Origin of the sequence: Corynebacterium marinum DSM 44953, assembly GCF_000835165.1 — a bacterium.
In the GTDB taxonomy this organism is placed as follows: Bacteria; Actinomycetota; Actinomycetes; order Mycobacteriales; family Mycobacteriaceae; genus Corynebacterium; species Corynebacterium marinum.
The window spans coordinates 180,539-206,586 of the sequence record NZ_CP007790.1 but is presented as its reverse complement, the minus strand read 5'-3'; the positions used below and the strand labels follow the sequence as shown (position 1 = coordinate 206,586).

Sequence of the window (26,048 nt, the reverse complement as noted above, 5' to 3'; positions counted from 1 at the left end):
CGGCAGCCCGCCGCGGGGTTCGGTGTTGCCGGTCGCTTCTCCCGCTGATCATCAGCGGCGAGACCTCCCCGGCTACTACAGTGAAGGCCATTGACGGCCCCTGATAGCCGCACGAAGACCCGAAAAGGAAAACTCCATGTCCCCGAACGACTCCTTCATCTCCGCCCCCTCCGAGATCCGCACCCCCGACGGACCCCGCCGTGAGGGCCAGCCCGCCTGGAACAAGCAGCGCAACTCCGCCATGCCGGTGCACCGCTACCGCCCCTTCGCCGAGGCCGTCGAGAACATCGTGCTGCCGGACCGCACCTGGCCGGACAAGAAGATCACCGTCGCCCCGCAGTGGTGCGCAGTTGACCTGCGCGACGGCAACCAGGCGCTGATCGACCCGATGAGCCCGGAGCGCAAGCGCCGCATGTTCAACCTGCTGATCCAGATGGGCTACAAGGAGATCGAGGTCGGATTCCCCTCCGCCTCCCAGACCGACTTCGACTTCGTCCGCGAGATCATCGAGAAGGACATGATCCCCGAGGACGTCACCATCCAGGTACTGGTCCAGGCGCGCGAGCACCTGATCCGCCGCACCTTCGAGGCGTGCGAGGGCGCGAAGAACGTCATCGTGCACTTCTACAACTCCACCTCCGAGCTGCAGCGCCGCGTGGTGTTCCGCAAGGAGAAGCCGGCCATCAAGCAGCTGGCCGTCGACGCCGCCGAGCTGATCAAGTCCATCGCCCAGGACTACCCGGGCACCAACTGGCGCTGGCAGTACTCCCCGGAGTCCTTCACCGGCACCGAGCTGGAGTTCGCCCGCGAGGTGTGCGACGCCGTCACCGAGGTCATGGCGCCCACCCCGGAGAACCCGATGATCATCAACCTGCCGTCCACGGTGGAGATGATCACCCCGAACGTCTACGCCGACTCCATCGAGTGGATGCACCGCCACCTGGCCCGCCGCGACTCCATCATCATCTCGCTGCACCCGCACAACGACCGCGGCGAGGGCGTGGCCGCCGCCGAGCTGGGCTACCTGGCCGGCGCGGACCGCATCGAGGGCTGCCTCTTCGGCAACGGTGAGCGCACCGGCAACGTCGACCTGGTCACCCTGGGCCTGAACATGCTCACCCAGGGCGTCGACCCGCAGATCGACTTCTCGGACATCAACCAGGTCCGCAGCACGGTCGAGTACTGCAACCAGCTGCGTGTCCCTGAGCGCCACCCCTACGGCGGCGATCTGGTCTTCACCGCCTTCTCCGGTTCCCACCAGGACGCGGTGAACAAGGGCCTGGACGCCATGGCTGCCCAGGTCAAGCCGAACGCCGACAGCACCGAGGTCACCTGGGACGAGCTCCGCGAGACCACCTGGGAGGTGCCCTACCTGCCCATCGACCCGAAGGACGTCGGCCGCGACTACGAGGCCGTCATCCGCGTGAACTCCCAGTCCGGCAAGGGCGGCGTCGCCTACATCATGAAGACGGACCACGGCATCAACCTGCCGCGCCAGATGCAGGTGGAGTTCTCCAACGTCGTCCAGGCTGTCACCGACTCCGAGGGTGGCGAGGTCAACTCCAAGAACATGTGGGACATCTTCGCCACCGAGTACCTCGACGTGCGCGAGCCGGTCGAGCAGATCACCGTCCACGTGGAGAACGCCGAGACCGACGAGGACCAGGCCAACGTCACCGCCACCGTCATCCACGAGGGGCAGGAGAAGGAGATCACCGGCACCGGCAACGGCCCCGTGGCCGCCTTCGCCAACGCCCTGGAGCAGCTGGGCATCGACGCCGAGGTCCAGTTCTACTCCCAGCAGTCCCGTTCCGCGGGCGATGACGCCGAGGCTGCCTGCTACATCTACGCCACCGTCAACGGCTCCGCCGCCTGGGGCGTGGGCATCGCCGGCTCCATCACCCGCGCCTCCCTCAAGGCGCTGACCTCCGCGGTCAACCGCGCCCTGGCCAGCAAGGTCTCCGTCCTGGCCGGCGGCGTCTAAGCCCCCGCCGACCACGGCTGAAGGGGGGTGCGCGGCAGCGCACCCCCCTTTTTTCCGCTTCCCGACGCCCCGTCCGGTTCGCCGTCCTGATCGCACGGGCCCGTGAACTAGACTCTGAACAATGACAATGACCAACGGTGACACCGAGCAGGACGGCCGCGCCGCTGAAGTCACTGAATTCCCCTTCGTCGCCGTGACCGTCCAGGCCACCGGGATCCACCCGACGACGGCCCGGCTCGTGGCCGTCGATGCCCTCACGTTCAACGAGGACGGGGAGATCGGCGAGGAGTTCCACGCCGTGCTCAACCCGGGCGGCGACCCCGGCCCGCATCACTACCACGGCCTCACCCACGAGCAGGTCGCCGAAGGCCAGCGCTTCTCCCAGGTGCTGCGGACCCTGAACCGGCTTCTCGACGACCGCACCCTCGTCGTCCACAACGCCCCCCGCGTGTGGGGTTTCCTCGTCTCCGAGGCCCGGCGCGCCATGAACGCCGCCGCCCGCACCAACCGCTCCCGCGGGCGGGGGCGCGGCCGGGGGCGGCGCCGCCAGCGGGTGGGGCACGTACCGAAGCCGGCCGCGATCGTCGATACGCTCGCTTCCGCGCGCCGCCAGCAGATCCTGCTGGAGGACACCCGGCCGGCCGGGCTCGCCCTGACCCTCGGGGTGGACGCAGAGTCGCCCGTGGCCACCGTCGAGCGCGCCCGGCAGTCGGAGCACGAGACGACGCGGGAGACGAACGACATGCTCATCGACATCTTCTTCGCCATCCGCGACCACGGGGAGCTCTCCAGCGCCGTCCCCGAGGACCTGCGCGCCGACCGGTTCGGCCTGCAGCGCTCCCACATCCGCGTCGACGCCATGGAGGCACCCCGCCCCCACCCCAACCCGGGCCCCCTTGTGCCGGGCCGCAACCTGGCGCGCGGCATGGAGGTCGTCATCGCCCCCGAGGTCGAGGTGGACCCGGACGTCCTCATTGAGGCGGCCCTGAAGGCGGAGCTGGTCTACTCCGAGAAACTCACCCGCACCACGAGTGTCGTCGTCTGCAACCAGACCAGCGATCTGCGGGGCAAGGCCATGCACGCCGCGCGCAAGGACATCCCCCTGCTTTCCGACGCCGAGTTCCTCGACGCCGTGTCCCGCGTGCAGAGCAAGCCCGGGCGCTAGTACTACTGTGGTGGCATGAGTTCCAGAGATTCCGGTGTCCTGCGCCGTCTGCGGTCGACCGCGGCCACCACCGCCGCCCGGCTCGCCACCACCGCCTCCCGCCTGTCCGGCCGGGGCGCCGGCGGCATGATCGGCGGGCTGGTGGCCAACGCCATCGACCCGACCATCATGGAGAAGCTCGGCCGCGGCCGCCCCACGGTGCTGGTCACCGGAACCAACGGCAAATCCACCACCACCCGGATGCTCGCCGCGGCGATGCGGTCGAAGTACGCCGTGGCCACCAACGACGGCGGCGACAACATGGACGCCGGTCTCATCTCCGCCCTCCTGGCCGGGAAGGACGCCACCCACCTGGTGCTCGAGGTCGACGAACTCCACGTCCCCGCGGTCGCCGACCGGCTCAACCCCGAGGCGCTGGTACTGCTCAACCTGACCCGCGACCAACTCGACCGCGTCGGCGAGATCAACAAGATCGAGCGCGCCCTGCGCGAGACGGTGGACAGCCACCCGGACATGCTCGTCATCGCCAACTGCGACGACGTGCTGATGACCTCGGTCGCCTTCGACACCCCGAACGTCGTGTGGGTCGCCGCCGGCGCCGGCTGGATCGGCGACTCCGTCTCCTGCCCCCGCACCGGCGGCCACGTCGTCCGCGACGGAGACGACTGGTGGGCCGTCAAGCCCCTTCCCGACGGCCGCGTCTTCCGCCGCCCCACCCCCACCTGGACCGTCACCGACGACGGCCTCGTCTCTCCGCACGGCCGGTCCGCGCTGAACCTGAAGCTGCCGGGGCGCGCCAACCGGGGCAACGCCACACAGGCGATCGCCGCCGCCGTCGAGGGTTTCCACGTTCCGCTGGACGCGGCAATCAGCGCGACCGAAGGCGTGGACAACGTCGCCGGCCGCTACTCCACCGTCCGGCTCGGCGACCGCGACATCCACCTGCTGCTGGCCAAGAACCCCGCCGGCTGGCAGGAGGCGCTGTCCATGATCGACCGTTCCGCGGACGGGCTGGTCATCGCCGTCAACGGCCAGGTCGCCGACGGCGAGGACCTCTCCTGGCTGTGGGACGTGCGTTTCGAGGACTTCGAGGGCCTCGAGGTCAAGGCCTCCGGCGAACGCGGCACCGACCTCGCCGTTCGCCTGACCTACGCGGACATCACCCACGAACTCCTCCCCGACCCCCTTCAGGCGGTTCTCGCCTGCCCGCCGGGACGCATCGAGGTCCTGGCCAACTACACCGCCTTCCGCGATCTGAAGCGCGCACTGAGCAAGGAGACTGAACGTGGCTGAGCACCTGAGCATCGGACTCGTCCTGCCCGACGTCCTGGGCACCTACGGCGACGACGGTAACGCCCTCGTCCTGCGCCAGCGGGCCCGCATGCGCGGTTTCGACGCGGAGATCCTGGCGTTCAAGCTCGGCGACGCCATCCCCGACGACCTGGGCGTGTACTGCCTCGGCGGCGGCGAGGACACCGCCCAGACGCTGGCGGCGGAGCACCTCATCACCGACGGCGGACTCACCCGCGCGGCCTGGTCCGGCCGCCCCATCCTGGGAGTCTGCGCCGGCCTGCAGGTCCTCGGCGAGTCCTTCCGGGCCGGGGGCCGGGTCGTCGACGGGCTCGGGCTCATCGACGCCACCACCGTGGGCCTCCAGCAGCGCGCCATCGGCGAGGTCGCGGCCACCCCCACGAAGGCGGGGATCACCGCCGATCTGACGGAGCCGCTCACCGGCTTCGAGAACCACCTCGGCGCCACCCTCCTCGGCCCGGGCGCCGAGCCGCTCGGCCGCGTCAACCGCGGCACCGGAAACTGCGACGTCGCCGCCTCCGCCGACGTCGCCGACGGCTCCCGCCAGCGTTTCGCGGAGGGTGCGGTGCAGGGCAGCGTTATCGCCACCTACATGCACGGGCCGGTCCTGGCCCGGAATCCGCAGCTCGCGGACCTTCTCCTGGCCCATGCGCTGGGCATCGCCCTGGCGGATCTGGAGCCGTTGGAGATCGCCGTCATCGACCGCCTGCGCCTGGAGCGGCTGAAGTAACCCGCCCCCCTCCGCGGTGTCGGGATCGGGCTGAACTTTCCCTGGGGGCGGGAGGTTCCCCAGGTCAGCGCGGCGCCTCCGGGAAATTTCAGCGCAATCCTGACACGCCTCCCGATCCTCGCGTGCCGGGAACCGCTTGTCCGGCCTAGCATTGCCTCATATCCGGTGGGATTCTTTCAGGAGGCAGCATGAGACCCGTCGTACCCCTGGTGGCCCTGGCACTGTCGGCCGCCCCCGTGCTCGGCGCCTGCGGGGTGTTGTCCGCTATTCCCGTCGACGCCGACGGAACCTACGACCGCGCCCGGGGCGGCACCCTGGTGGTCGGTGTCTCCGAACACCCGCCCTGGGTGGACATCGACGAAGAGAGCGGCCGCGCCACCGGCATCGAGGCGGATCTGGTCACCAGCTTCGCCGAGGGGATCGACGCCGAGGTGGAATGGCGGCCCGGTCCGGAGTCGGTGCTGGCGACCGGAATCAAGGACGGCCAGCTCGACCTCGTCATCGGCGGACTCACCACCTCCGCGCCGTGGTCCTCGCACATGGCTCTGACACGCCCCTACGCGTCCGTGCCGTCCGCGGGCGGCAACGAGGAGAAGATGGTCATGGGCGTGCGGATGGGCGAGAACGAGCTGCTGGTGGAACTCGAACGCCACCTGGCCCGCGCGCAGGGGGAGGTCCGATGAACTGGGTCAACGACGCCGACGCGGGTCCGCTCGGGGGTCCGCTGCCGGAGAAACCGCAGCAGGCGCTCGCCCGGGCCATCCGGCTGGAGTGGATCACCGTCGGCTTCGTACTCGTCTCGTTGGTCGCGGTGGGCCTGGTCGCCGGCCAGTCGCAGGCCATGCAGGCCGCCTGGGCGGAGGACGCGCTGTCCCTGCTGCCGCCGGTCGCCTTCCTCATCGCCGCCCGGATCATCCGCATCCGGCCCAGCATCCGGCGCCCCTACGGCCATCACCGCTCCATCGGCGTGGCCCACCTGGTCGCGGGCACCGCCCTGCTGCTCATGGGCGGCATTCTGCTGATCTCCTCCCTCCTGGGGTTGATCAGCCTGGAGAAGCCGCCCGTCGGCACGACGGTGATCTTCGGCCGGCAGTTCTGGGCCGGTTGGCTCATGATCGCCGTCATGATCCCCACCGCCGTCATTCCGGTGATCCTCGGCCGCATGAAACTGAAACTGGCGGAGGAACTCCACGATAAGGTGTTGCGCGCCGACGCCGACATGAACAAGGCCGACTGGACCACCGCGGTGGCCACCATCATCGGTGTTCTCGGCATCGGCGTCGGACTGTGGTGGCTGGACTCCGCGGCCGCCATCCTCGTCGCCGGGTCGATCGTCTTCGACGGCGTGACCAACGTCAAGGCCGCCGTCGGGGATCTCACCGACACCCGGGCCACCCGCTTCGACGACTCCGAGGAGCACCCCCTCATCCACGAGGCCGAGGAGGTCACCCGCGCGATCCCGTGGGTGCGGCAGGCCGCCGCCCGGGTGCGCGACCAGGGCCACGTCTTCCACGTGGAGATGTTCGTCATCCCGGAACCCGGGCAGGATCCCAGCCTGGCGCAGCTGATGGAGGCGCGCCGGCAGATCCTCGACCTGCACTGGAAGCTCCACGACGTCGCGGTCATCCCCGTCGGCTCCCTCCCCGGCTACCTTCTGGCGGACGAGACTCTGCGGGGTTGAGCCGGCACCGGAATCACAGCTTCAGCCGGCCGCTCAACGCGCGGGAGAGGGTCAGCTCGTCGACGAACTCCAGGTCGCCGCCCAGGGGCATGCCGGAGGCCAGCCGGGAGACCGTGAGGCCGGGGAAGTCCCGGAGCAGCCGCGCCAGGTAGGAGGCGGTCGCCTCCCCCTCAGTGTTGGGGTCGGTCGCGAGGATGACCTCGTGGATGTCCGGGACCGAATCGTGGATCGGCGCGGCCGGGGTGGAGTCCGCGAGCTCGCGGTCCGGCCGCACCCCGCCGATGCGCTGCAGCAGCTCCGCGATGTGCAGGTCCTTCGGGCCGACGTTGGCCAGCGGGTCGAGGGCTCCGCCGAGCACGTGGTACCGGCCGTTGTACTCGCCGGTGCGCTCGATGACCTGGATGTCCTTCGGCTCCTCCACCACGCAGATCATGCCGCGGTCGCGGCCGGAGTCGGCGCAGATGCGGCAGACCTCCTCGCGGGAGACGTTGCAGCAGATGCGGCAGAAGGTCACCCCGTCCCGGACCGCCTCCAGCGCCGCGGTGAGCCGGCTGATGTCGTCCGGCTCGACGCTGAGCAGATGGAAGGCGATGCGCTGGGCGCTTTTCGGGCCCACGCCGGGCAACCGGGAGAGCTCATCGATGAGGTCCTGGAGCGGTCCTTCAAACACGTTGCCTTCCGACACCTTTCCGTCCGGTTCATGCGCCGCGGATAACCCGCCGCGCCGTCCGGTCCAGGATAGTGCCTGCCCCGCCGGACCTCCCCGACCGCCCCTCAGGAGGGCTGGTGCAGACGTCCGCGTTTGCTGGCGTGGAAGAGGTCGGGCGAGCCGTCGAAATCGGTGTGGACGTGGGACGGCCGCCAGGTCTCCAAGGCGGCGTCGAGATCTTCGGCGGCCGCCGCGAGGAAGTCCGCGATCATCTCCAGCACGGGAGGCTCGCAGGTCGGGCACGAGTTGACCTCGTAGACGACCAGCTCGCCGGTGTGCAGGTTCTCGGCGATGTCGACGCCGCCGATGAGGGTTCCCGCCCCGCGCGACGCCCGCTCCGCGAGATGCGCGATGTCCTCGGTGAGCGGGCACATCGCGATGAGTCCGCCCGCCAGGACGTTGGTGATCCACTTCCCCGGCGGGGCGTAGCGGTACATGGCGAACACCGCGCGGTGGTTGACGGTGTACACGCGGATGTCGCGGCCGGGGTTCTCGATCCAGGGCATGGCGTAATAGGGCCGCCCGTCGTTCTCGATCCGGCTGATGAGGGCGGCGCGGGCCGCGGGGGTGTCGATACGCTCGATGCCGCGGCCGCCGTGGCCGTACAGGGGCTTGACCACGGCCGCGCCGTCGAGGCCGTCGAGCCACGTGCCCAATTCCGCGGTGTCCCGGCCGGAGATGACCGGATAGCGCAGCGCGCCCGCGGCGGCGAGCATGGAGCTGTCGAGCAGCTTGTTCTGCGCGCGGAAGAGGGTGATCGCGTCGTTGATGACCGGCACTCCGGCGCGGGCGAAGACGTCGAGCTGGGTCATGCCGGGAAACAGCAGCTCGTCGAGCACCCAGCCGACCACGAGGTCCGGCGCCATCTCCCGCCCCCGGACCGCGAACGTGACCCGGTCGCGGTCGAGGCGGACGACCAGCTCCTCCGGGTGGACACGGATGACAGCCACACCGCGGTCGCGGAGGGCGGGGAAGAGGATGTCGTGGTCCTCGTCGTCGGTGCCGTCGCCCAGGAACACCACGAGGGGGCGCTCCGGGCCGGCGGAATCCAGGAAGAAGGGGTCGTCGATTCGACTTAACATGGCTCACCTCTTATGTGTCGGTGAAGCCACGCTACCCGATTCGGAGGGTTGTCAGCCGAGCATTCCGCCGAACGGGTCGCCGCCGCCGCCGGACAGCGGGCCCATCTTCTGCGCGGCGAGGTCGCCGGCCTTGGCGTGCGCGTCCTGGAACGCGCCCATGACCAGGTCCTGCAGCGTGTCGACGTCCTCCGGGTCCACGACCTGCGGATCGATGCTCACGTTGGTGACCTCGCCGCCGCCGGTCATGGTGACGGTGACCAGGTTGTTGCCGGCGGTGCCGGTGACCTCGGAAGCGAGGATCTCCTGCTGCGCCTGCTGCAGCTTGGCCTGCATCTCCTGCGCCTGGGCGAGAATCTGGGACATATCCGGCTGGGTCATGACTGGCCTTTCGTTGTGGGGAAGGATCGCGCGCAAGTCTACCGGCTCACAGCCGCCGCGCGCCGAGCTCCTGCTCCAGCAGTTCGACCACAATCGTCGTCGCGTCGCGACGGTCGAACGTCCCCGGTTCCCGGGCCGCCTCGACCATCATCTTCTCCTCCTCTTCGCGGCGGGTCGGCTCCGGCGCGGGCTGCGGGACCTGCTGTGACTGTGGCGCAGGTTCAGGCTCCTCGGGCGGGGCCGGCTCGGAGTCGTCGTCCATGGGTTCGGGGGGCAGGGGCACGCCGTCGCCGAAGGAGGGGCGCGCAGCACGCTCGGCCATCTTCACGCGGCCGCGCTCGGCGGCGGCCTCCCATGACCTGGGCCCGGCCCCTTCCGGCGCCGGATCAGGGGAAGGTTCCGGCTTCGGCTGGGCCGGGGCCGGGGTAGGCGGAGCCGGAACTGGAGCCTGCTCCCCGCCCAGGGGGCGCGGCCGCCCCCACATCGGCGCGGGCGCAGGATCAGGTTGGGGGGCAGGGGCTGCCGCAGGTGCGGGTGCCGGGGCCGGCTGCGCCGGCTGCTGCGTCGACGGCGACTCAGCCTCGTCGCGGGATTCGCGCTGCGGGTTCCACGCCTCCTTCTTGGCCGGCTGCGCCCCGAAACCCGCGGCCGCTGGATCCGTGCCGATGACGCAATGCACCTTGAGCTCGCGCTTCGCCTCCTCGGACACCACTGCCGCGATGTCCTTGTTGTTCGACTCCGCGTTGAGGCGTTCCGCCAGAGCGCCGGTGTTATGGCCGAGGATGAGGGTGTCGTCCCGCAGGCCCAGGACGCGAGCCTCGGCGAGCATGATGCCGGCGACCTTGTTGCGCCCCGAGACCAGCTGACGGATCTCCGACCAGCGGGCACGGAGCATGTCGACGGGATCAACCGGATCAACCGGATCGGCGGGCTCCGGCCGCTTCGGTGTCTCCGGAGCCGGGGGCGGGGTGGGCACAGGCTTCGTCGGCGCAGGGGCCGACGCAGGTACCTGCGCAGGCGACGGCGACGGCGGCTGGGGGACCTCCGGCCCGGGCTGTTCGACGGGTTTGTTGACCACGGCTTCCCGGGCCCGCCGGACGGAGGGCCGTTCGAAGACTTTGCCGCCGGATGGCGCTGCCGGAGCAGCCGCCGGGGCGGCAGGGGCGGCCGACGCCGCGGTGGCGGCCGCGGCGGCCACTCCCCCGGCGCTCTGGACCGGGGCGGCGGGCAGGAGCAGGTGGGCGCAGAGGATCTCCAGGAGCAGGCGCGGGGATGTGGCGCCGCGCATGTCGGCGATCCGGTCGTTGGTGGTGGTGGCCAGGTGCGCCAGCTGCGCGGCGGTGAAGGAGGCGGCCTCGCGGCGGAGGACGTCCGCACGGTCGGTCGGGGCGTCGACGAGGCCGAGTTCGAAGGCCTCCGGGACCGCCTGCAGGACCATCAGGTCGCGGAGACGCTCAAGCAGGTCCTCCACGAAGCGGCGCGGGGCGTGGCCGGCCTCGATGACGTCGTCGACGGTGGTGAACAGCGCGGCCCGGTCGCCGGCGGCGAGGGCGTCGACGGCGGCGTCGATAAGCGAGAGGTCCGTGACACCCAGCAGGGGCAGCGCAATGTCGTAGGTGAGACCCTCGGGGCCGGAACCGGCGATGAGCTGGTCCAGGATGGAGAGAGAATCGCGCGGGGAGCCGCCGCCTGCGCGGATGACCAGCGGATAGACGGAATCGTCGACGTGCACGCCCTCCGCTGAGACGGTGCGCTCCAGCAGGCCACGCATCGCCTGCGGGGTGAGCAGGCGGAACGGGTAGTGGTGGACGCGCGACCGAATCGTGCCGATCATTTTCTCCGGTTCGGTGGTGGCGAAGATGAAGATGACGTGCGCCGGCGGCTCCTCCACGATCTTGAGCAGCGCGTTGGCGCCCGCGCCCGAGATCATGTGCGCCTCATCGATGATGTACACGCGGTAGCGGGACTCCGCGGGCGCGAACTGGGCCCTTTCCCGGAGGGAACGCATGTCGTCGACGCCGTTGTTGGACGCGGCGTCGATCTCCGTGACGTCCAGGTTGCCCGACCCCCCGGGCATGAGCGACACGCAGGAGGGGCACACCCCGCAGGGAGTCGACGTCGGCCCCTCGATGCAGTTGAGCGAACGTGCCAGGATGCGCGCCGAGGATGTCTTACCGCAACCGCGCGGCCCCGAGAAGAGGTACGCGTGGTTGATGCGGCCCGAATCCAGGGCCACCGACAGGGGACGAGTCACCTGCTCCTGTCCGACGACTTCGGCGAAGGAGGCGGGACGGTACTTCCGGTAGAGAGCCACGTCGAACAGCCTACCCGGGGAGTCAGCGCCGCCAGTCGAGAAGATCGATGCCCGCCTCACCCAGCGCCTGCTGCAGCCCGCCGGGCCCCTCCTCCACGGCGTAGGCGTACTCGGCGTCAGTGAGCATGACCAGCTGCAGCACGACCGTCAGCCGATCCTCCTCCGTCACCCGCGGGGTCTCCCCGCCCCACAGGTACGGCGGGACGAACAGGCCGTGCGCGACGGTGACGTCCTGCAGGCCCGCCCGCTCCGCCAGGTTCGGCATCATGGTGCCGGGCTGGGCGGGGAGAAGGCCGGCGGCGTCGGCAAGCATCCGCGCGGCCGCCTCGACGATGGCCCTGAGCTGTTCTTTCTCCGCCCGGGCAACCGCGATCAGCTCCGAACGCACATCCGCGCCGCCGTCCACCGCGACGAGCCCCGTATCAACGTCCGAGAAACCCACCGTCAGCGCCATCCGCTGATCGTCGCCCAGGTCCGCCGCCGCCGAATCCTCCCGGAACTCCAGCTCAGCGGGGACGAGCCCGCCGAGCCACTGGACGATCTCCTCCCGCCGCACCTACGCCCCGAGCTTCTCGACGGCCGCGAGCAGCACGCAGGTGGCCACCCCGTCCATCGCCACCTCCAGCTCCTCCACCGGCGGCAGCGAGGGGGCGAGACGGATGTTGCGGTTGTTCGGGTCATCCTTGAGCGGGAAGGAGGAACCGGCGCCGGTCAGGGCGATGCCCGCCTCCTTCGCCAACTCCACGACGCGCGACGCGGTGCCGTCGATGACGTCGAGGGAGATGAAGTAACCGCCCTCGGGCTCGGTCCAGCGGGCGACCTCGTACTCGCCGAGGCGCTCGCGCATGATCTCCTGCACGCGGGTGAACTTCGGCGCCAGGGAACCGGCGTGCTTGCGCATCACAGCCCGCACGCCCTCCGCGTCACCGAAGTAACGGGCGTGCGCCAGCTGGTTGACCTTGTTCGGGCCGATGCCGCGGACGCCGGCGGTCGCCAGGTACCAGTCGAGGTTCGCCTTCGATGAGTTGAAGAAACTCACACCGGCACCGGCGAGGGTGATCTTCGAGGTCGAGGACATCGCCCAGAAACGGTTCGGGTTGCCGGCCTCCTCCGCGAACGCCACCACGTCGTGGATCGGCGGGAACTCGTCCGTCAGCGTGTGCACCGCGTAAGCGTTGTCCCACACGATGCGGAAGTCCGGCGCCGCGGTCTCCATCGACGCGAGCTCCCGGCAGACCTCCTCGGAGAAGGTGATGCCGGTCGGGTTGCCGAAAGTCGGCACCGCCCACATGCCCTTGACCTGCGGATCCTGCACCAGTTCCCGGATCGCCGCCAGGTCGGGGCCGTCGTCGAGCATGGGCACGGAGACCATCTCGAAGCCGAAGTGCTCACTGATGGTGAAGTGGCGGTCGTAGCCGGGGACGGGGCAGATCCAGCGGACCTTCTCCTCGTCCTTCCAGGCGCGCTCCGAATCGTTGTTGCCGAAGGCGTAGGACCAGGAGACCAGGTCAAACATGATGTTCAGGGACGAGGCGTCACCGGCGACGAGGTACTCCGGGTTAATGCCCAGCACGTCGGCCCACAGCTCGCGGATGTCGCGGATGCCCTTGAGGTTGCCGTAGTTGCGCACGTCCGCGCCGTCGGCGTCCTTGTGGTCGCCCTCGCCGGGCAGCGCCAGGAGGGCCTCACCGACGTCGAGTTGCTCGGAGGAGGGCTTTCCCCGGGTGAGGTCAAGCTTGAGGTTCTTCGCCTTGAGCTCTTCATAGTCACCGCGGACCTGCGTCGCGAACTCTGCCAGGCGGTCGGAATCGAAGTCGAGGAGCGTCATGTTGAGGGCCTACCTTCCAAAGGGAGTGTACGGCCACAATGTTAGACGCAAAGAGAAAATAAGGGGATCCCGCGCACCCGCCAGAGCTCGTTGACCCTTGCTGCATTCCTGCCCTGGGGGAGTTCACAAGATGGACGCCGCACGGGATCCTGCCGACCACTCTAGACCATCCCGGCACCCTCAGGCCAACTCCCCCGCCCTGGTTTCCCGAGGTTCCCCGGACGTGACCTGCGATTTGTGTTTTTCAGACGTCGTTGTGTATTGTTTTGCGAGAACACAACAGCCATGCTGATGTGTTCGGCCAGGAGGATTCGACTAGCGGCCTATGTCACACGCCTGGAACGCGTGCGGGGAGAAATCCCCTCAAGGGTTCAAATCCCTTATCCTCCGCCACAGCGAGAACCCCCGGGAGACTGGGGGTTCTTCGCTTTTCCGGGGTAAGGGTGCGGGGCGGGGGCGTCTAAATCCGCCGACGGGTGGACGTCGCGAGGAGAAACCGCCCGGAACGGGCCCGAGGTCCACCCTGCGGAGGATTCGGGCGCCGCCGCCGCACCTGTGCCTACGCCTGCTGCGCCGCCTCCAGCTCCTCCACCCGCTTCTTCAGCGCCCGCTCCCGGTTCCAACGCTTGCTCACGTCGCGGAGAATCGCGGCGATACCTTCAATCCTCCCTTCGGCGTCCTTGAGCATAGTGATGGAGAACTCCAGGGAGACGATGCTGCCGTCCTTGCGCAGCCCGGGCACGGCCAGGGGGTCCGCGCCGTAGCGGGTGAGGCCGGTGTCCATGACGCGGTACCAGCCCCGCCAGTGCGGTTTACGGTGTTTCTCGGGGACGATGATGTCCAGGCTCTCCCCCGCCGCTTCCTCGGCGCTCCAGCCGAAGATCCGCTCGGCACCGACGTTCCACAACTGGATGGCGCCGTCCCGGTCGGCGTAGATGACGGCGTCCTGTGTGCCGGCGACGATGCGAGCGGCTGTCTCGTTCGAGTCCATGGTGCCCTTCCTCACGTTTGATCGGTTGGGGCCGAAGATACCCAAGCGGTCAGCGCCACACCAGGGGTTCGCGCGGCAGGTCCTCGGGCCGGAACACCTCGAGGAGCTTCTTCAACGTGGACACCCCGGGGTAGCCGAGCGATGCCGCGAGCTTCTCGATGATGTGGTGGACGGGCTCGTGAAGCAGCATTTCGCGGAGAGTGACGGCGCCGTCACGTTTGGCCAGGCGCTGGCCCGCCTGGTTGACCACGAGCGGGACATGCACGTACTCGGGCGCCGAGAGGCCGAGCAGACTCGCGAGATACGCCTGGCGCGGGGTGCTGGGCAGCAGGTCGTCTCCGCGGACGACCTGGTCGATGTGCTGGAAACCGTCGTCGACGACCACAGCGAGGTTGTAGGCCCAGTCCGTGTTCTGCCCGCCGCGGCGCAGCACGAAATCATCGATCTCGGTGGTGTAGTCCCCGTGGTAGAAGTCCCGGATGGTGAAGGTGTCCACCTCGGAGCGCAGGCGCAGCGCGGGGCTGCGGCCCTCCCGGGCGAGCGCTTCCCGACGCTCGTCCCGCTCGGCGTCGGAAAGCTCCCGGCAGGTCCCCGGGTAGCTGCCGGGGACGTGGTGCGCGGCGCGGGGCGCCTCCTGGATCTCCCGGCGCGAGCAGTAGCACTCGTAGACGTGGCCGTGCGAGGTGAGCAGGTCCAGCGCCCGCTGGTAGGCGTGGGAGCGTTCCGACTGGTAGAGGATGTCCCCGTCGAAGGTCAACCCGAGGGTGAGCAGGTCGTCGATCTGGCGGTGCGCGGAGTCGATGGTGGAGCGCTGCGTGTCGACGTCCTCCACGCGCAGCAGGAACTTCCGGCCGCTCTGGCGGGCGAAGAGCCAGGCGATGAGTCCGGTGCGGAGATTACCGAAGTGCAGGTCTCCACTCGGCGAGGGGGCGTATCGGCCAGCGTGCTCAGTCATGACCCCAGGATAACCATGTGCGACCATGTCTCACATGAGCACAACCGAGGCGCAGTTCATTCCGCTGCAGCGCACCTACTACCCCGTCATCGTGACGCTCTTCGTCGCGGTGTTCCTCATCTCGAACATTCTGGCCACCAAGGGCGTGGCCGTCGGACCGCTGATCACCGACGGCGCCTTCTTCCTCTTCCCGTTGGCCTACATCCTGGGCGACGTGCTGGCCGAGTGTTACGGCTTCAAGGCAGCCCGGCGCGCCATTTTCGCGGGTTTCGCCGTGACCGTCCTCGCCGTGGCGTCCTTCTACGTCGCCATCTGGCTGCCACCCGCCGACTTCTACGGGTCGCAGGAAGAATTCGCCCACGTGCTGGGTCTGGTGCCGCAGATCGTGGTGGCGTCGCTGGCCGGCTACGTGGTGGGGCAGCTGCTCAACTCATGGGTGCTGGTGGCCATCAAGCAGCGCACCGGCGAGAAGTCGCTGTGGGCCCGCCTCATCGGTTCGACCGTGGTCGGCGAATTCGGCGACACATTACTGTTCTGCCTCATCGCCGCCCCGGTCATCGGCATCTCGACGCTGCCGGACCTGATCAACTTCGTCGTCGTCGGGTTCCTGTGGAAGACGCTGCTCGAGGTGCTGCTGCTGCCGGTCACCTACGCGGTGATCGGGTGGGTGAAGAAGCGGGAGGGTTACCTGGCCTGACGTGGCCTGGACAATTCTGACGGGTGCACGTCATGACGGACGGGCGCCAAGAAGGATCCGGTCTCCGACCTGGGCATATCGGAAGACGCGCACCCGTCAGATGTCACATTTGACGAGTGCACGTCATGACGGCCCTGTCTCAGCTGGCCTACCCCTTGCCCGCGTAGTAGCGGCCCAGGAACTCCGCCCGGTACTCCTCGAAGTAACCGCCGTCGATGGAGGCGCGGATATTGTCCACCAGCCGGATCATGAAGCTGAGGTTGTGGATGGTGCACAGCGTCATGCCCAGGAACTCGTTCGCCTTGAACAGGTGCCGGAGGTAGGCGCGGGAGTAGTTCTCGGAGACGTAGCCGCCGAACTCCTCGTCGATGCCGCGGAAGTCCCTCTTGAAACGGGCGCCCTCCAGGTTCATGCGTCCGTCGAGGGTGTAGACGCCGCCTCGGCGGGCCAGGCGGGTGGGGGCGACGCAGTCGAAGGTGTCGGCGCCCGCCTCGACGGCGGTGAACATGTCGTCCGGCTCGGAGATGCCCAGCAGGTGGCGGGGTTTGTCCTTGGGCAGCTCATCGCAGACCCAGCCGACGATGGTGCCCAGGTTCTCCTTCTCCAGGGCACCTCCGATGCCGAAACCGCCGAAACCGCGGCGCCCCTGGTCGACGGCGGCGTCGGAAAGCTCCACCAGGCCGCGGGTGGCCTGGCGGCGCAGATCCTCGTAGTGCGCGCCCTGCACGACACCCCACAGGGACTGCAGGGGCTTGTCCGCGCGCTCGTGGGTGAGACGGTCGTGCTCGACGAGGCAGCGCTGCGCCCAGCGGCGGGTGCGTTCGACGGAGGACTCCTGGTAGTCGCGGGCGTCCATGAGGGTGGTCAACTCGTCGAAGGCGAAGATGATGTCCGCGCCGAGCTGATGCTGGATCTGCATGCTCACCTCGGGCGTGAAACGGTGGCGGGAACCGTCGATGAAACTGGTGAAGTCCACGCCCTCCTCGTCGACCTTGGCCATGTTCTTCTTCGCCGGCAGATGGCCGTTCGCCATGGCCTCGGCGGCGTCCATGGAGATGGTCTTCTGGAAGCCGGAACCCTGGCTCATCACCTGGAAACCGCCGGAGTCGGTGTAGGTGGGACCGGACCAGTTCTCGAAGCGGCCCACTCCCCCGGCTTCGTCGACGATGTCGGCGCCCGGCTGCAGGTAGAGGTGGTACGCGTTGGACAGGATGGCCTGCGCGCCGGTCTGCCTGATCTGCTCCGGGGTCAGCGTCTTTACCGTGGCCTTGGTGGCGACGGGGATGAAGGCCGGGGTGGCGATGTCGCCGTGCGGGGTGTGGATGACGCCGGTGCGGCCGTGCCGGCCGGGGCCGGATTCGAGTTCGGTGCCCAGGGAGAAGGAGAGGTCGGTCATGATGCCACCGTACCCATCTGCTTCCGGTGCTCCTCCTCCGCGGCGTGCCTGGCCTCCCACTCCTTCTCCAGGGCGGTGCCCTCGATGTCCATCCGCGGGATGAGGAGGTTGAGCCAGCGCGGGATCCACCAGGTGGCGTTGCCCATGAGGAACATCGTGGCGGGCACCAGCGCCATGCGGATGAAGAAGGCGTCGAAGAACACGCCCACGCCCAGGGCGAAGCCGAAGATCTGGATGAAGGGCAGCGGCTGGTCGATGAAAGCGACGAACACGGCGATCATGATCAGCGCCGCGGCGGTGACCACGCGTGCGCCGCGGGTGAAACCGATGATGGTCGACTCCTCCACGGCGTCCAGCTTCGACATGGCCCGAGGCGTGTCGGAATCGGGGTTGGCGCGTTCCTTCACCCGCAGGGCGATGTAGTGTTCGCGGATGCGGGTGACCAGGAAGACCTGGTAGTCCATGGCCAGACCGAAGGTGACGCCGATGAGGAAGATCGGCATGAAGGAGATGAGCGGGGAGGGCGTGTTCACCAGATCCCACAGGCCCTCCTGCCACACAAGCACCGTCACGCCGAAGGCCGCGCCCACCGAGAGCAGGAAGCCCAGCCCGGCGACGACGGGGACCATCACCGAACGGAACACTCCCAGCAGCAGGAAGATCGCCAGGCCGACGACGATGGCCAGGTAGATCGGCATGGCGCCGGAGAGCCGTTCGGTGATGTCCATCTGCACAGCCGTCAGGCCGGTCAGGCCGATCTCCGCGCCGGTGGCGTCCGCGATCTGCGTCCCCTGCTCGCGCAGGGCGTGGGAGACCTGCGACGTGTACTGGTCGTCGGGCCCCGTCTGCGGGGTGACCAGGATCTGCGCCGCGTTGGTGTCGACGTTGATGCCGATCAGCTGCGCGTGCTTCACGCCGCCGACGTTCTTGAGCTGGCCGACCGTGTAGAGGAAGGAGCTGGTGACGGCCGCTTCTCGACGGTCGACCGGCGCATCCTCCGCCGCCATCGATTCCTGTGCCAGGACGAGCGGCTGCAGCGCGGGGGCGTCGACGTCGACGTCGTCCGCGTCGACGATGACCAGGAAGGGCGCGTTGACGCCCTCGCCGAAGCCCTCCGCCATGAGGTCGGCGGACTTGCGCTGGGTGGTGTCCAGGTTGGAGGTGGAGTCCGAGGGCAGGGACAGTTCCATGTTGAGCACCGGGTAGGACATCGCCCCCAGGGAGAGGACGACAACGGCCATGACCAGACCCGGAGCGCGGCGGACGAAGTGGATCCACCGGTTGCCGATCGTGGGTTTCTGGCTGCGCGGGCGCTCCTCCCGGACGTGCTTCCTGCGCCGGTTACCGGCCACGCCGGGCACCCGGCCGGCGAAGGTCCGGTCGCCGAGCACGCCCAGCAGGGCGGGGATGAAGGTCAGCGCCACGAGCACGGCCACGAACACGGTGAAGGCGGCCGACAGGCCCATGGCGGTGAGGAACTCGATGTTGACGATAGCCAGCGCCGCCAGCGCGATGATGACCGTGGCGCCGGCGAAGACGACCGCCGACCCGGCGGTGCCCACCGCCATGCCGGCCGCCTCGTCGGCGGCCATGCGTTCGCGTTCCACCCGGTAGCGGGAGAGGATGAACAGCGCGTAGTCGATGCCGACCGCCAGGCCGATCATCACCGCCAGGACCGGGGTGATGTTGTTGAGTTCCACGAAGGCGGTGGCGATCATGATCGTCAAGGCGCCGATGCCGACACCGATGACGGCGGTGAGCACCGGCAGGCCCGCGGCCACCATGGAACCGAAGGTCACGATGAGCACCACGAAAGCGATGACCAGGCCGATGATCTCGCTGGATGTCTTGATGGCGATGGGGTCGCCGAAACCGGCGCCGCCGGCCTCGACCTCGATGCCCGCGTCGCGCCCGAGGTCCATGGCGTCGTTGACGGTCCGGCGGTGCTCGTCGGTGACGTCCATCGACGAGTCGACGTCGATGGTGAAGGTGGTGTAGCCGATGCGGCCGTCGTCGGACAGCATCTTGAGGTTCTCCGCGTCCGCGCGGGCCGTCTCCTCCGGCAGCCCCTGCTCAGTCATCTGGGCCACGACGCCCTCCTGCAGGGCGGGCGACACCTCCACCGGGTTACCGAAACGCTCCGTGCCGGTCAGGTCGGGGAGATTGTCCTCGATGTGGCCCACCACCCGGTCGACCGCCGCGAAATTCTGGGGTTCCGCCAGGGTCTGCCCCTCCGGCGCCGCGAACACCACGTTCACGCCGGCGGCGTTGACGGGGTTGCCGCCGTCCGGGAACTTCTCCACCAGCGTGTAGGTCGCATCGATGGACGGGGTGCCGCCGATGGAGAACTCGTTGGAGAAGGGCTTCTGGAATGCGGCCGCCGCGCCCGCGACTCCGGCCAGCGCCGACAGCCACAAGACGATGACGATCCACTTGTGGTGAAAGGACCAGCGTCCCAGCTTGAACAGAAATTTAGCCACGGGGTATGGGCTTCCTCAATACTGTCGACAATCAAACAGGGTCAGTCTACCGAGGTAGCCGGAAATAACAGAAGGCCCCGACTGTCGTCGGGGCCTTCAGCTGGCGGTGGCGGAGGGATTTGAACCCTCGGTTGGGGGTTACCCAACAATCGCTTTCGAGGCGATCACCTTCGGCCGCTCGGACACGCCACCTTGTTCAGGCCGATAAACGGCCTCCGGCAAGAGTAATCGAGCGGGTCCGAACGCGCCAAATCAGCGGGGCCGGATCAGCGCTTGTCGTCGTCCTGGAACGCGCCGAGGGCCCGGTCGCCGGCCTCCTTGGCCTTGTCGCCGGCCTTCTCGGCGCCTTCCTTGATGTCGGCCTTGGTCTGGTCCGCCTTGCCCTCGGCCTCGAGGCGCTCGTTGTCGGTCGCCTTGCCAAAGGCCTCCTTGGCCTTGCCGCCGAGGTCCTTCGCCTTGTTCTCGAATGTGCTCATGATGGTCACTCGCTTTCGTGATTTCGGTCGGTGCAGGTACCCCTCCCACGGTAGTGATATGTGACGAACCTCGCATAACGTCACCGTAACGATCCGAAGAATCCAGCCATCAGCGCCGCACACTCCCCCTCGAGCACCCCGGCGCGCACCGCCGGGCGGTGGAGCTGGCCGGGGGCTCGGACGGCGTCGATAAGCGAGCCGCAGGCGCCGGTCTTGGGCTCGAAAGCCCCGAAGATCAGCTCGCCGACGCGGGCGCCGAGGAGCGCACCGGCGCACATGGTGCAGGGCTCGAGGGTGACCACGAGCGTGCAGCCCGTCAGGCGCCAGGAATCGCCGTGCTTTTTCACGGCCTCCCGGATCGCCAGCATCTCCGCGTGCGCGGTGGGATCGCGGTCCGCCTCCCGGCGGTTCGTGCCCGCCGCCAGCTCCCGCCCGTCCGGGCCGAAGAGGACGGCGCCGACGGGGACGTCGCCGGCAGGTGTGGAACGGGCGACCTCGAGGGCGCGCCGCATGAGCCGTTCGGCGCGCACCAGACCCTCCTCGCGGGGCAGGACGTTAATCGTCGAGACCTGCGGCATCGATGAGTTCTTCGGCGAATCCCAGCTCCTCGGCGATCCGGACCAGCTGTTCCGAGGGCCACATGTCGGAGTCGTCCACGATGACCCCGAGCACCTCCGCGCTCAGCCCCAGGTCGGCGAGCACCTCGAAGTCGCCGTCCGCCCAGCCGTCGATCTCGTCCAGCTCGTCCGGGTCGAGATCGGGGATCTCCGCGTCGAGCTCCCCGAGCACCGAGGCGGCGAAATCGTCGTCCACCGCCATCGTCGCGTCCGACACCAACGCCTGCACCCCGTCGGGGATGGGCCGGACGATGACGAAATACTCGTCCTCGACGCACAGCAGCGCGAACGCAGGACCCTCGCTGCGCAGGGCCCGGACGGCGCGGATGGAGGTGGCCAACGCAGAAAAATCATCGTCGAAGGTACGCACCACCCACCCGCCATCCTGGCTGGCGACCGTGACGGCGAAGCTCTGGCCGTACTCCTCGTGTTCCATACGGGTGAGATTAGTCTGCTTGTGCCACACTTGTCAGGTGACCTCGACGAACCTTTCCCGCCCCATCTGCATCCTCGGTCTCGGCCTCATCGGCGGTTCGCTCCTGCGCGACCTCGCCGCTCAGGGCGTGCACGTCTACGGCTACAACCGTTCCGGCTCCGGCGCCCGCGCCGCCTCCGCCGCCGGATTCGACGCCTCCGACGACCTCGCGCTCACCCTGCAGCGCGCCGAACAGGACCGGGCGATCATCGTCGTGGCGACGCCGATGCCCGCCATCCCCGGGCTTCTCGACGCCATCATGGAGCACGCCCCCTCCTGCGGCATCACCGACGTCGTGTCCGTCAAGGCCGCCGTCTACGACCTGGTCAAGGAACGGGGCCTGGAGGACCGCTACGTCGGCGGCCATCCCATGGCCGGCACCGCAGACTCCGGCTGGGACGCCTCCCGCGAGGGCCTGTTCACCCGCGCGGCCTGGGTGATCACCTACGACCACGCCCCCGACGCATCCCCCGAGTGGATCGCCCTGTGGACCGAGGTCGCCCGCATGATCCTCGGGGTCGGCGCCGACGCCATCCCCGCCCGGGTCGGGCGCCACGACGCCGCCGTCGCCCGCGTCTCCCACCTCGTCCACGTATTCGCCGAGACCCTCGCCATCGTCGGCGACAACGGCGGCGCTCTGGCGCAGTCCCTCGCCGCCGGCAGCTTCCGCGACTCCACCCGCGTCGCCGGCACCCAGCCCTCTCTCGTGCAGGCCATGTGCGAGACCAACGCCGACGCTGTCGTCGCCGCCCTCGACGAGGCCCTCGAGCTGCTTCACGACGCCCGCGACTCCCTGGCCAAGGACCGCCCCGACCTCACCGCCCTCGCCGAGACCGGTTACGCCGCCCGGGTGCGTTTCGAGGCCCGCCACGGTGCCCGCGGCGAGTCCGTGTCGCCGGTGAAGATCTCCTCCCGCCCGCTCCTGCGCCTCCACCCGGGCACCCCGGGCTGGGTCCGCCAGTTGGAGCAGGCCGAATCCCTGGGCGGGCGGATCGACATCTTCTAGATGCCCGGCCCCGGGGCCCTCCGGCGGCGGATTTCCGCGCAACGCAGAAACCCCAGGCAGAAAATCTGCCTGGGGTTTCATTTGTGCGCCCGGAGGGATTCGAACCCCCAACCTTCTGATCCGTAGTCAGATGCTCTATCCGTTGAGCTACGGGCGCAGGTTTGCTGCTGTGCAACGAGATGTAACATTACATCAGGCCGACGACAACAAACAAATTCGCAGGTCAGGCGAGTTCTAGAGGACGAGGCCGAAGACCGGGACGGCGATGAAGAAGGTCGCCAGGGTGATCAGCACGACAGCAATGAGGTTGAGCCAGACGCCGCCCTTGATCATGTCGCCGATCTTCACGTACCCCGAACCGAAGGCGATGGCGTTCGGCGGGGTGGCCACCGGCAGCATGAACGCACAGGTGGCGGAGAGCGCGACCGGGATGGTCAGCAGGAGAATGTTCATGTCGGTGGAGGCCGTCAGCCCGATGCCGACCGCGACGCCGCCCATGATGGGCAGGAAGGTCGCGGCGGTGGCGGTGTTGGAGGTGAACTCGGTGAGGATCAGGACCAGCGCGGCGACCGCGGCGATGAGCAGGAAGGTCGGGAGGACCTCCAGACCCTTGGCCACTTCACCGATCCACAGCGACAGGCCGGTGGCGGTGAACATGCCGGACAGCGCCAGGCCGCCGCCGAAGAGCAGGAGAACGTCCCAGGGCAGCTCGTTGGCGGTCTTCCAGTCGAGGATGCGGACGCCGGTCTTCGGGTCGGCGGGGATGGCGAACATCAGCAGGCCGGCGATGATGCCGACGAGCGCGTCGTTGTAGCCGACTTCCGCACCGGTCCAGTCGATGATCAGCGGAACGAAGATCCACGACAGGGCGGCGAGCACGAAGATGACCGTCACAATGATCTGCGGGCGGGACCAGGAGCCCATCTTCGCGATCTCTCCGCGGATCAGCTCGCGGCCGCCCGGGATCTCGTCCATCTCAGGCTTGAACACGGTGATCAGCACCAGCCAGGCGATCAGGGTGAACACCACGGCGATGGGAACGCCGACCATCATCCACTGGCCGAAGCCGATGGTGATGTCGTGCGCCTCCGCCATGTAGCCGGCGAGCAGGGCGTTGGGCGGGGTGCCGATCAGGGTGCCCAGCGAACCGATGGACGCCGAGTAGGCGATCGCCAACATGAGGCCGGTGGCGAACTTCTTCTGGTGGTGCATGCCGCCCACCAGGCCGGCGGTGAGGTGCAGGACGGACATGCCGATGGGCAGCATGACCACGGCGGTGGCGGTGTTGGAGACCCACATGGAGAGGAAACCGGTGGCGATCATGAATCCGAGGATCAGCCGCTTGGGGCTGGTGCCCACGGCCAGGACGACGGCGAGCGCCATACGGCGGTGCACGTTCCAGCGCTGGAGGCCCAACGCGAGGAGGAATCCGCCCAGGAACAGGAAGATCGTGGCGCTGGCATAGGGGGACCCGACCTCCGCGAAGGTCGCCACCTGCGAGAGCGGGAAGATCGCGATGGGCAGCAGTGCGGTGGCCGCCAGCGGGATGGCCTCGGTCATCCACCATGCACCCATCAGCACGGTGGTGGCGGCGACGATCCGCATGGCCTGGTGGGAGTACTCCGCCTCGGGGTCCGCACCGGCGGACTGGAGGACGGTTTCCGCGGCGTCAGCGGGGAAGAAGAGATACACGAGGGCGGCCAGCAGCACGCCGATGACGATGCCGAACGCCTGGCGGTGCCATTCGCGGGGGTCGCGCCCCTCGGCGAGGTCGCCGGGCGCCGGCTCGACGAGAACCTCGGCCTCGTGGGTCTGAGGAGTGCTCATGATGATGCACGATCCTTCCGTCGGAGTTCCCGGTCGGGAACGGAGGTGGTGGTACTTACCCGGAGATACCTAAGTGCAGTACCCCACCATGCGCCAATTGGGCGGTGAGGGTCACTGGTGCGCCTGCCGCACGCCACCTGCGGAGACGGGCGCAACACCAACCCGAAGGTCACCCCTGTCCAGGGGTGATTAATTCCTGAGGCGCCGGATTTTACAGACCGAGAACTGTCTTTGCGATGAGGAAATACACAATAAGACCCGTAGCGTCGCTGAGAGTCGAAATGAAGGGATTGGAGAACACCGCCGGATCCGCGCCCACCTTCTTCGCGATGATCGGCATGACTCCACCCACCGTCGCCGACATCGTGCACACCAGGAAAAGCGTGGACCCGATGACGATTCCGATGTCGAGACCGTAGACCAACGACGCCAACCCGAGTCCGATCGTCCCCAGCAGCGCGCCCAGGAGCATGCCCACGCGGACCTCGCGCCACGCGACGGAGAGGACGTCGCGCGGGCGGACGTCGCCGAGCGCGAGGGCGCGGGTGACGGTGGTGGCCGCCTGGTTGCCCGTGTTGCCGCCGGTGCCGGTGAGCAGCGGGATGAAGAGGCTGAGCACGACCGCAGCGGCCAGGGTGTCCTCGAAGGTGTCCAGCACCTGGACCGTCAGAAGGGCCGACACCGCCAGGACCAGCAGCCACACGATGCGCGAGCGCACGACCCTGAGCAGCGGCGTCGACAGGTAGGGCTGCTGGAGCGGCTCGTGGGCACCGGACCGGGCGGTGTCCTCGGAATCCGCGTCCTCGACGATGTCCACCGCGTCGTCGAACGTGAGGATGCCGACGAGACGGCCGGAGTCGTCCACGATGGGCATCGCCAGAATGTCCAGGGGGAGAAACCAGCGGGCGGTCTCCTCCGCCTCATCGTGCGCGCTCGCGAACACCGGCTCGGCCATCAACTCCGCCACACCGGCGGACCCTTCCGCGGTGAACAGCTCACGCAGGGAGATGACGCCCACCAGCGTCCGGTCCCGGGAGATGATCGGCAGGGTGTAGATCGTCTCCACGTCATCGGCCACCCGGCGCAGCTTATCCATCGTCTCGTCGACGCTCATGTCCTCGTAGAGGTGCGGCACCTCCGGCGACATCCGGCGGCCGATCGAACCCTTCGGGTAACCGAGGACCACGCCCGTGATCTCGCGTTCGGAGCCGTCGAGGGTGCGCAGGAGGCGGCCGGCGATCTCGGCCGGCAGTTCGTCGAGAAGCGAGACCCGGTCATCCGGGTCCAGCTCCGCGAAGAACTCGTAGACGGCCCGGTCCCCCAACGCATCGATGAGATCGGCCTGGTGCGCGGCGTCCAGGGCGTCGAAGACCGCGATCGAGCGACGTCGCGACAGCAGCCGCAGCACCACGGCCGCCCTCGTCGCCGTCGACCGCTCGACCAGCCGCACGACCTCCTGGATCGGGGTCTTTTCGAGCCGCGCCGCTATTTCGGCCGCCCGTTCCGGCGGAATGTCCTCGGCGGAACGCAGAATTCTCTCCAGTGCGTCGACGTCGGTCACGATGACACCTCCCGGGGTTGCGGCGCCCGCCGTCCGGCAGGCTTATCCGCTGGTCAACGGTAGACCCTTTCCCGGGAGGCGGCCATTCCGCCGTCGCATGGACCTCGGCCCCGGGTCCACCCGGGGAAGGATTTTCCGGGCAATGCAGAAACCCCAGGCATACAAGACTTCGCCTGGGGTAGCTACTGGTGCGCCCGGAGGGATTCGAACCCCCAACCTTCTGATCCGTAGTCAGATGCTCTATCCGTTGAGCTACGGGCGCGCGGAGACGAGAGGATTCGAACCTCCGGCCCGCCGTTAAGCAGGCAACTCATTAGCAGTGAGTCCCATTCGGCCACTCTGGCACGTCTCCAGTCCGCCACTTCGCAGTGGTGAGACTCCCGGT

General features: G+C 68.6%; 23 protein-coding genes, 5 tRNA genes and 1 other RNA gene. 9 read left to right on the top strand and 20 right to left on the bottom strand.

Annotation, left to right across the window (positions count from 1 at the left end):
- Positions 1–136 precede the first annotated feature (136 nt).
- The 6 genes from leuA to B840_RS00995 all read left to right on the top strand — a co-directional run bounded on the left by leuA (position 137) and on the right by B840_RS00995 (position 6,871).
- Positions 137–1,984: a 2-isopropylmalate synthase gene (leuA, locus tag B840_RS01020; RefSeq protein ID WP_042620583.1), complete on the top strand. Its 1,848-nt coding sequence runs from the start codon at positions 137–139 to the stop codon at positions 1,982–1,984.
- A gap of 121 nt (positions 1,985–2,105) precedes the next feature.
- Positions 2,106–3,149, top strand: a complete 1,044-nt coding sequence (locus B840_RS01015) for an exonuclease domain-containing protein (protein WP_042620582.1) — start codon at positions 2,106–2,108, stop codon at positions 3,147–3,149.
- Between the two features lie 15 nt (positions 3,150–3,164).
- Complete coding sequence (locus B840_RS01010; protein WP_042620581.1) at positions 3,165–4,442, top strand: Mur ligase family protein; 1,278 nt, start codon at positions 3,165–3,167, stop codon at positions 4,440–4,442.
- The gene (locus B840_RS01005) at positions 4,435–5,190 is read left to right on the top strand and encodes a type 1 glutamine amidotransferase (protein WP_042620580.1); all 756 of its coding nucleotides are present in this window, start codon (positions 4,435–4,437) and stop codon (positions 5,188–5,190) included. Before B840_RS01010 ends, B840_RS01005 begins: the two co-directional genes overlap by 8 nt.
- Before the next feature lie 188 nt (positions 5,191–5,378).
- Positions 5,379–5,873: a substrate-binding periplasmic protein gene (locus B840_RS01000; RefSeq protein ID WP_042620579.1), complete on the top strand. Its 495-nt coding sequence runs from the start codon at positions 5,379–5,381 to the stop codon at positions 5,871–5,873.
- On the top strand, positions 5,870–6,871 hold the full coding sequence (locus B840_RS00995; protein ID WP_042620578.1) for a cation efflux transmembrane domain-containing protein: 1,002 nt from the start codon (positions 5,870–5,872) through the stop codon (positions 6,869–6,871). The genes B840_RS01000 and B840_RS00995 overlap by 4 nt, the downstream gene beginning before the upstream one ends.
- 13 nt (positions 6,872–6,884) lie before the next feature.
- On the opposite strand, the gene recR is transcribed toward B840_RS00995, so the two are convergent.
- The 7 genes from recR to ffs all read right to left on the bottom strand — a co-directional run bounded on the left by recR (position 6,885) and on the right by ffs (position 13,336).
- Complete coding sequence (gene recR / locus B840_RS00990; protein ID WP_042622408.1) at positions 6,885–7,541, bottom strand: recombination mediator RecR; 657 nt, start codon at positions 7,539–7,541, stop codon at positions 6,885–6,887.
- A gap of 104 nt (positions 7,542–7,645) precedes the next feature.
- Positions 7,646–8,662, bottom strand: coding sequence for an ATP-grasp domain-containing protein (locus B840_RS00985; RefSeq protein WP_042620577.1), 1,017 nt, complete (start codon positions 8,660–8,662; stop codon positions 7,646–7,648).
- A gap of 51 nt (positions 8,663–8,713) precedes the next feature.
- The gene (locus B840_RS00980; RefSeq protein ID WP_042620576.1) at positions 8,714–9,040 is read right to left on the bottom strand and encodes a YbaB/EbfC family nucleoid-associated protein; all 327 of its coding nucleotides are present in this window, start codon (positions 9,038–9,040) and stop codon (positions 8,714–8,716) included.
- Positions 9,041–9,086: 46 nt separating this feature from the next.
- The gene (locus tag B840_RS00975) at positions 9,087–11,354 is read right to left on the bottom strand and encodes a DNA polymerase III subunit gamma and tau (protein WP_042620575.1); all 2,268 of its coding nucleotides are present in this window, start codon (positions 11,352–11,354) and stop codon (positions 9,087–9,089) included.
- Between the two features lie 22 nt (positions 11,355–11,376).
- A complete protein-coding gene (locus B840_RS00970) occupies positions 11,377–11,910 on the bottom strand; it encodes a suppressor of fused domain protein (protein ID WP_084602692.1) in 534 nt (177 codons plus the stop codon).
- Entirely contained in the window at positions 11,911–13,182 is a 1,272-nt protein-coding gene (locus B840_RS00965; protein ID WP_042620574.1) for an aspartate aminotransferase type Ic, read from the bottom strand. It lies immediately after the preceding gene.
- Between the two features lie 55 nt (positions 13,183–13,237).
- Positions 13,238–13,336, bottom strand: an RNA gene (gene ffs / locus B840_RS13010) — signal recognition particle sRNA small type.
- A 150-nt stretch (positions 13,337–13,486) separates the two neighbouring features.
- Here ffs and B840_RS00960 point away from each other — a divergent pair.
- A tRNA-Ser gene (locus tag B840_RS00960) sits at positions 13,487–13,575 on the top strand.
- Positions 13,576–13,741: 166 nt separating this feature from the next.
- Here B840_RS00960 and B840_RS00955 read toward each other — a convergent pair.
- A complete protein-coding gene (locus B840_RS00955; protein ID WP_042620573.1) occupies positions 13,742–14,173 on the bottom strand; it encodes a PAS domain-containing protein in 432 nt (143 codons plus the stop codon).
- Positions 14,174–14,222: 49 nt separating this feature from the next.
- Complete coding sequence (gene gluQRS / locus B840_RS00950) at positions 14,223–15,128, bottom strand: tRNA glutamyl-Q(34) synthetase GluQRS (protein WP_042620572.1); 906 nt, start codon at positions 15,126–15,128, stop codon at positions 14,223–14,225.
- Positions 15,129–15,162: 34 nt separating this feature from the next.
- Between gluQRS and B840_RS00945 the strand changes: the two genes are divergently transcribed.
- A complete protein-coding gene (locus B840_RS00945) occupies positions 15,163–15,825 on the top strand; it encodes a queuosine precursor transporter (RefSeq protein ID WP_373285076.1) in 663 nt (220 codons plus the stop codon).
- Between the two features lie 148 nt (positions 15,826–15,973).
- Here B840_RS00945 and tgt read toward each other — a convergent pair whose 3' ends face one another.
- From tgt to B840_RS00915, 6 genes are all read right to left on the bottom strand, one after another.
- Positions 15,974–17,221, bottom strand: a complete 1,248-nt coding sequence (gene tgt, locus B840_RS00940; RefSeq protein WP_042620570.1) for a tRNA guanosine(34) transglycosylase Tgt — start codon at positions 17,219–17,221, stop codon at positions 15,974–15,976.
- Positions 17,218–19,701 carry an MMPL family transporter gene (locus tag B840_RS00935; protein WP_042620569.1) on the bottom strand — a complete coding sequence of 828 codons (2,484 nt, stop codon included), beginning with the start codon at positions 19,699–19,701 and terminating at the stop codon, positions 17,218–17,220. Before B840_RS00935 ends, tgt begins: the two co-directional genes overlap by 4 nt.
- Positions 19,702–19,802: 101 nt before the next feature.
- Positions 19,803–19,893 (bottom strand) — tRNA-Ser (locus tag B840_RS00930).
- Between the two features lie 74 nt (positions 19,894–19,967).
- Complete coding sequence (locus B840_RS00925) at positions 19,968–20,177, bottom strand: CsbD family protein (protein WP_042622406.1); 210 nt, start codon at positions 20,175–20,177, stop codon at positions 19,968–19,970.
- A gap of 80 nt (positions 20,178–20,257) precedes the next feature.
- Positions 20,258–20,755, bottom strand: a complete 498-nt coding sequence (locus tag B840_RS00920) for a nucleoside deaminase (protein ID WP_042620568.1) — start codon at positions 20,753–20,755, stop codon at positions 20,258–20,260.
- The gene (locus B840_RS00915) at positions 20,733–21,230 is read right to left on the bottom strand and encodes a tRNA adenosine deaminase-associated protein (RefSeq protein WP_042620567.1); all 498 of its coding nucleotides are present in this window, start codon (positions 21,228–21,230) and stop codon (positions 20,733–20,735) included. The genes B840_RS00920 and B840_RS00915 overlap by 23 nt, the downstream gene beginning before the upstream one ends.
- Before the next feature lie 37 nt (positions 21,231–21,267).
- Here B840_RS00915 and B840_RS00910 point away from each other — a divergent pair, with 37 nt between their 5' ends.
- Positions 21,268–22,275: a prephenate dehydrogenase gene (locus tag B840_RS00910; protein WP_042620566.1), complete on the top strand. Its 1,008-nt coding sequence runs from the start codon at positions 21,268–21,270 to the stop codon at positions 22,273–22,275.
- 84 nt (positions 22,276–22,359) lie between these two features.
- Here B840_RS00910 and B840_RS00905 read toward each other — a convergent pair.
- The 5 genes from B840_RS00905 to B840_RS00885 form a co-directional block, all read right to left on the bottom strand.
- A tRNA-Arg gene (locus B840_RS00905) sits at positions 22,360–22,432 on the bottom strand.
- Between the two features lie 77 nt (positions 22,433–22,509).
- On the bottom strand, positions 22,510–24,102 hold the full coding sequence (locus B840_RS00900; protein ID WP_042620565.1) for an SLC13 family permease: 1,593 nt from the start codon (positions 24,100–24,102) through the stop codon (positions 22,510–22,512).
- 211 nt (positions 24,103–24,313) lie between these two features.
- Positions 24,314–25,663: a magnesium transporter gene (gene mgtE / locus B840_RS00895; protein WP_229676552.1), complete on the bottom strand. Its 1,350-nt coding sequence runs from the start codon at positions 25,661–25,663 to the stop codon at positions 24,314–24,316.
- A 186-nt stretch (positions 25,664–25,849) separates the two neighbouring features.
- Positions 25,850–25,925 (bottom strand) — tRNA-Arg (locus tag B840_RS00890).
- Position 25,926: 1 nt separating this feature from the next.
- Positions 25,927–26,015 (bottom strand) — tRNA-Ser (locus B840_RS00885).
- Positions 26,016–26,048 lie beyond the last annotated feature (33 nt).